A 972-nucleotide genomic window follows, 5' to 3' on the forward strand; every position below is an offset into this window, starting at 1 on the left:
CGCACGTCTCGAAGGAGGGTCTCCCGCAGCGGGAGGCCCTCCTTCGTCGTGGGTGACCCTTTCGCTCGCGGTCACGGTCATGGTCGCGCTCAGCTATCCCGATCGTCCGGTCTGATCGCGCTGTCCCCCGAAGGGGGGACAGCGCGCCTACGACAGTCCGGGTACTGTCCTGTACAGGCGGGATGTTGAACTCGATACAAGAAGAGGTATCTGATGAATCGACAGAACCGAGTCCCGCGCGTCAGTATCGCGAGCGTCGTGATAGTCGCCATGCTCGCTTCCTCCGGGGGTGTGGCAGCGAACGCGTTCGAAATCGACGGCACGGAGGAGCCGTGGATGTCGTCTCGTCCGCCGCGGAGATCCATCCGCAGGCAGGTGCCGGTGCGGCGGTTCTCGCCAGCCGTCTCATTGCGCTTGTGCCAGGCATCGGCACGGTGGCGGTTAACGTCACATCCTTGGCAGGCGCGCTCCTTGGCTTCGGTGCGGCACTCCTCAATGTCTGCAACATCAAGAGCCGTGGTGTTTGGGTAGGGCACACCTGGGTGACTGGAGTTCTGCCCTTCGCCCCTACGGTGATGCGGTCCGGCTACTTCTGCGTGCCCAACTAGCGTGAAAGGGTCTCCTGCGGTGGAGAAAACCATGACCAATGAGTTGTTAGCGGCGCTGATGGTTTTGTCCACGGGCGCCTTGATGTCGACCGACCTTCGCCATCTACGAGTGGTGCACGTAACGCTGTGGGGGCTCATGCTCTCAGAAGTCGCCCTCCTCGCTCTGCTGGTCTTCGTCGATGGAGCGAGTGCTGCGGGGTGGGTGCCGCTGATCCTCTGTATCGTCGCGGGAGTGAACGTCGCCTTGTGGATCGGAGCTATCGTCCGGTCGTCGGGAGGAGCCGGTAGCGAGATCTGACACCTGCCGCACGTCTCGAAGGAGGGTCTCCCGCAGCGGGAGGCCCTCCTTCGTCGTGGGTGACCC

The 972-nt window shown here is 63.3% G+C and carries 2 protein-coding genes; both read left to right on the plus strand.

Annotated elements, in window-relative coordinates; genetic code table 11:
• Positions 1–332: 332 nt before the first annotated feature.
• Positions 333–608 (plus strand): hypothetical protein, encoded by a 276-nt coding sequence (locus DW296_RS00985; RefSeq protein ID WP_136050707.1) that lies wholly within the window; start codon positions 333–335, stop codon positions 606–608.
• A gap of 31 nt (positions 609–639) precedes the next feature.
• The gene (locus DW296_RS00990; protein WP_136050708.1) at positions 640–906 is read left to right on the plus strand and encodes a hypothetical protein; all 267 of its coding nucleotides are present in this window, start codon (positions 640–642) and stop codon (positions 904–906) included.
• The last annotated feature ends 66 nt before the right edge of the window (positions 907–972 follow it).

Origin of the sequence: Microbacterium sp. K36 (assembly GCF_004794355.1) — a bacterium.
In the GTDB taxonomy this organism is placed as follows: domain Bacteria; phylum Actinomycetota; class Actinomycetes; order Actinomycetales; family Microbacteriaceae; genus Microbacterium; species Microbacterium paraoxydans_D.

Excerpts from the sequence above, each read along its gene's own strand:
- DW296_RS00990 (WP_136050708.1), top strand. The coding sequence starts at position 640 with ATGACCAATGAGTTGTTAGCGGCGCTGATGGTTTTGTCCACGGGCGCC.